This window comes from uncultured Thiodictyon sp. (assembly GCA_903837595.1).
In the GTDB taxonomy this organism is placed as follows: Bacteria; Pseudomonadota; Gammaproteobacteria; order Chromatiales; family Chromatiaceae; genus Thiodictyon.
In genome coordinates this window covers 1-4648 of the sequence record CAILVI010000184.1, presented here as the reverse complement: position 1 = coordinate 4648, position 4648 = coordinate 1, and the positions used below count along the sequence as shown (strand labels likewise).

The window sequence follows — 4648 nt, the reverse complement described above, 5'->3', positions numbered from 1 at the left end:
GTTAAGGCGATTACCGTGAAAGTCGCGCCGGGAGCGCGCTCCACTTTCCCCTCCCCTATTGGGGGAGGGCCGGGGAGGGGAACGGCCAAGGCGCCCGCCACTTTCATCTTGCGGGGTGGCGCGGGCGCCATGGCCGTTACCTAAGCGCCGACGATGGGTTTCGCTGCGCTCAACCCATCCTACGGGAATACTTTCACAGTCTCACTGGGGTGCGGCGCCCCCCGCGGCTTACTGCGCCGCTGGCCGTCCGGCCGGCGGGGGTGCCGGTGCGTGGTGGACGGCCGAGGCCGGTCTGGGGGTGACGGCCGGGGCCGCCGCGGGGATTGAGGTCTGCTGGGTGCCGGCCAGCAGGGCCTGGAGCCTGACGATTTCGAGCTTCAACATCGGCGGCAGGGTGCCCTGGATTGACTCCAGCCGGGCCATCAGGGTCCGGGCCAACTCCGGCTTGTTGGCGGCGACGGCATCCTTGATTTGCGGGATCAGCTGGGCCGCCTGCGTGCTGGCGGTCTCGGTGAGCCCGCGGCCTTTCTCCAACCGGCCATCGGTGGCGGCGCGCAGTTGCGCCTGGGCTGCCTGGCCCGCCTGCTTGGTCGCCTGGCCTGCCTGCTTGGCCTGCTCGAGCATGGCCGGCGGCACGCCGGGGACTGGCGTCAGCGGCCTGGACGGCACGCCAGGGCTTGCCGCCAGCGGCTTTGGTGGCGCGTCGAGTGCCCGCGCCGACGGCTTGGGTGGCTCGCTGGGCCCGCAGGCGCCCAGCGTCAGGCCAGCGATAGCGATCAGGGTGAACGCGATCTTCTTGCTCATCAGGCCCCTCATTTTAGTCCCGCGGCTTCTTGCGGAAGGCGCCTTGGTCCGGGCGGGGGCCGCGGGGACCGCGGTCGTCCGCCCGGAAGGGGCGCGGTGCTGCGCCGCGTGAGTCGTCGCGCGGCGGGCGCGGGCCGTCGTCCCGGCGCGGCCGGTCGGCGGGGCGGGGGCGCACCCTCCATCACCGAGATCTGCAGCTCCTTGCCGCACACGAAGACCCGCTTCAGATGCTGGAAGACCTCCCGCGGCATGCCGGCGGGCAGGCCGACGATGGCGTGATCGTCCTGGATGTCGATGTGGCCGATATAGCGGCCTTCCAGTCCGGACTCGTTGGCGATGGCCCCGACGATCTCGCGCGGGGTGACGCCATCGCGGTGTCCGACCTCAATGCGATGCTGCACCAGGTCGACCCCACGATCGCGATTGCCGCGGTCTTCACGCTCCCGCGGCGGCCGGGCGTCGCCACGGCCATCTGGGCGGGACTCCGGCCGGGGCCGGTCCTGATAGCCCTCACGTGGGCGCTCCGCCGCGAAGCGTGGGTCACGGTTGCCGCGGTTGTCGTCCCGACCGTCGTCCCGGTTGCCGTCGCGATTGCCATCGCGGTCACGGAAAGGCGGCTGTCCCTGTTCGCGGAAGCTCGGCTGCTGGTCGCCACGCATCGGCGGCCGGGCGTCGGGGCGGAAGGGGCGATCGTCACGGGACGGGCCACGTTCACGATCGAAGCGGGGGCGCTCACCCTGCACATCGCGCTGCGGGTAGCGGGGCTCGTCCGGGCGCGCACGCACCCCCTGATAGGGCACCTGGGTCGGCTGGCGATCACGCTCGCCGCCAAAGGGCCGGTCGTCGCGCTGGGGCGGGCGTTCGCGGTTGAAGTTGGGTGTGGGACGCTCCCCACGGCTCTCGAAGCGCGGTGCGGAGTCCCGGTCACCGCGCGGCGGGCGCGGGCCGCGGTCGTCGCCGCGGCCGGCCGGGCGCTCATCGCGACCACCGTAGGGCGGGCGGCGCGGGCGCTCGTCGCGGCCGTAGGGTGTTTCACGCCGGGCCTCCCGCGGCGGCTCCTTCACGTCCAGGGGCCGCTCGCGCTGGGCCAGGTAGGCGGCCGCGGCGGCGATGTCCTGCAGCTCCAGCTCCTGCTCCTTGGCGACGCGGGCGATCAGCCGGTAGAAGAAGTCCATGTCCTGCTCGGCCAGGGTCTCACGCAGTTGCGTGGTGAAGCGGTCGATGCGCGAGGCGCTGAGCTGCTCGGCGGAGGGGGCGGCCATCTCGGGGATCTGGCGGCGGATGGTGCGCTCGATGGAGCGCAGCAGCCCGCGCTCACGCGGTTCCACCATTAGGATCGCCTTGCCCTGACGGCCGGCGCGCCCGGTGCGACCAATGCGGTGGACATAGGCCGAGGGGTCGGTGGGGATGTCGAAATTGACCACGTGGCTGATGCGGTCCACATCCAGTCCGCGGGCGGCCACGTCGGTGGCCACCAGGATGTCGAGCTGACCGCCCTTCAAGCGGTCGACCGTGCGCTCGCGCATCTCCTGGTTCATGTCGCCGTTGAGTGCCTCGGCGGCGAAACCCTGGGAGCGCAGCTTGTCCACCAGCTCAGTGGTACCGCCCTTGGTGCGCACGAAGATCAGCATGCCGTCGAAGGTCTCGAGCTCCAGGATGCGGGTCAACACGTCCGCTTTGTGGAAGCGGGTGACCACGACGTGCTGCTGCTCGATGGTGTCGACGGTGGCGGTAGCCGACTCGACACGGATCTCCACCGGGTCGTTCAGGTGCTCGCGGGCGACCTTCATGATGCCCGGGGGCATGGTGGCGGAGAACAGTGCCACCTGCCGATCGGGCGGGCTCTGCTCGAAGATCCAGTCGATGTCCTCGGCGAAGCCCATGTTGAGCATCTCGTCGGCCTCGTCAAGGACCAATGCCTTCAGCCCCGCCAGCGTCAGGGTGCCGCGGCGCAGGTGGTCCATGACCCGGCCCGGGGTGCCGACGATCACCTGCGGTGCCCGTTGGATTTGGCGGACCTGCAGGCCGTAGCTCTGACCGCCGTAGATGGGCGCGACATGGAAGCCCGGGAGGTAGTGGGCGTAGCGCTGGAAGGCCTCGGCCACCTGCAGGGCGAGCTCCCGGGTGGGGGTCAGCACCAACACCTGCGGGGATGGGGCGTCTGCCACGATGCGTGAGAGCAGCGGCAGGGCGAAGGCCGCGGTCTTGCCGGTGCCGGTCTGGGCCTGGCCCATGACGTCGCGGCCCGCCAGCAGCGGGGGGATGCAGCGCAGCTGGACCGCGGTGGCGGTCTCATAGCCCAGTTCGGCCACCGCACGGGCGACTCCCGGGGCGAGATTCAGGATGGCGAACGAGTCGTCCGGGATCGCCTCGGCCGGTGCGGCGGGCTTCTCGGCAACTGGCTCCTTGACCTCGGCCGGCTCGCTCGTGGCGGCGGCGGTGGTCATGACCGGTGCCACCTCGGTGGTGGTCGGTTCGGCTGCGGCGGCCGGCGCGCTGGTCGGCTCGGCGTCGGCGTGTTGCGCCTGCGTGGCGGTGGTCTCGGTGGTGCTCAGTTCGGAGTCGACGCGTTGCGCCTCGTTGCCGGCTGCCTCGGCAGTATTGGGGGTATCCATTGGGGAGGGGTGCCTCACGGGGGTGGGTGTGCTGCCTGGTATGCGTCCAGGGAGTGCATCATCCAATCAGGAGTGCGTCCGAGGAGGGGGGCCGGCAGGGGGGGTCGCGGGAAACCGCGTATTGTCGTCCGGAATCGGTTGCGATGCAATCACTGTTTGGCGACCGGGTGGGGGGCTCGCGGCTTGCCCGCGGTCACCCAATGGCTGATAGTCGTCGCGGCAGGGGGCGTTTCTGCCCCCGTAGGAGCGGCCCCCAGGCCGCGACGGGTTGCCGCGAGAGTCAGTGGCCGGGATTCTGATCAAGGCCCAATTACCCAAGCATTTCCATCAAGACCGGATGCCATGCTGCGGGATCGATCTCACCCAATTTCGCCCCCAATCTGGCCTTGTCCACGCAGCGAAGTTGGTCGAGCAAAATACGCGCGGCCTTGCCGGCAAGCTTCACCTGCGGGCGGCAGCCAAGCGGCTGGCCTTTGCTGGTGAGCGGGGCCACAATGACCCGCGGTAGGGCCGCGTTCATGTCATCCGGTGAAATAACAAGAGCCGGGCGGGTCTTGCGGATTTCGGTACCAACGGTAGGGTCCAGTGTGACCCAGTAGACCTCACCGCGTTTCACCATTCCCAGTCCTCCTGCTCCTTAGGGGTTTCCGTGATGCCTGCCCAGGCGTCCTCGTCTGGCTCCGGCCGATAATTCTCAAACCACCCGGCTCGGGCTGGCTTGATCGGGCGGATGACGATGCATCCATTTTTCACCGTCAAATCGATTCGATCAGTGATCTCGCACTCCGCGAGCAGTGGAGCGGGGATGATGATGGCGCGGTCGTTGCCGATCTGGCGCAGAGTGGATTTCATGGTATTGCTCTAAAAGAACATCAGGATTTCAACCCGTAGGGTCCGCTTTGCGGACCGATGACCTCGCTGTGCGGGGAATGGCTGGCACGCTGGTCGAGGCCCGGTGCAGATTAGAAAGTAGCACAATTTCGGCGCACCGGTCTTCAGGCTGTGCGATGCCCCTCACTACCCGTGCCCCGGTTCCGATCGTGGCCGCGCCGGCCTTGATCATCAATCCGGCCACTGGGAGCGCCGCACCCCAGTGCGGCCCGATCCATCGGCAGCACGAAAACCCGCGGGCGCATGCGAGATCGCGTCGCACTGGGGTGCGGCGCTCCCAGTCGGGGCCTGCCGTCCCCGTGGTGTTATATTCGTCGCGGCCTGGGGGCCGCTCCTAC

The 4648-nt window shown here is 69.3% G+C and carries 4 protein-coding genes; all 4 read right to left on the bottom strand.

The genetic code is table 11. The features are described 5' to 3' along the window. Nucleotides 1-228: 228 nt before the first annotated feature. Nucleotides 229-804 (bottom strand): hypothetical protein, encoded by a 576-nt coding sequence (locus QZY44_RS09925; RefSeq protein WP_295445692.1) that lies wholly within the window; start codon nt 802-804, stop codon nt 229-231. Nucleotides 805-812: 8 nt separating this feature from the next. Then, on the bottom strand, nt 813-3419 hold the full coding sequence (locus QZY44_RS35735) for a DEAD/DEAH box helicase (RefSeq protein ID WP_365303877.1): 2607 nt from the start codon (nt 3417-3419) through the stop codon (nt 813-815). A gap of 310 nt (nt 3420-3729) precedes the next feature. Beyond that, nucleotides 3730-4038, bottom strand: coding sequence for a type II toxin-antitoxin system PemK/MazF family toxin (locus QZY44_RS09910; RefSeq protein WP_295445691.1), 309 nt, complete (start codon nt 4036-4038; stop codon nt 3730-3732). Next, the gene (locus tag QZY44_RS09905; RefSeq protein ID WP_295445690.1) at nt 4032-4271 is read right to left on the bottom strand and encodes an AbrB/MazE/SpoVT family DNA-binding domain-containing protein; all 240 of its coding nucleotides are present in this window, start codon (nt 4269-4271) and stop codon (nt 4032-4034) included. The genes QZY44_RS09910 and QZY44_RS09905 overlap by 7 nt, the downstream gene beginning before the upstream one ends. Nucleotides 4272-4648: the final 377 nt, after the last annotated feature.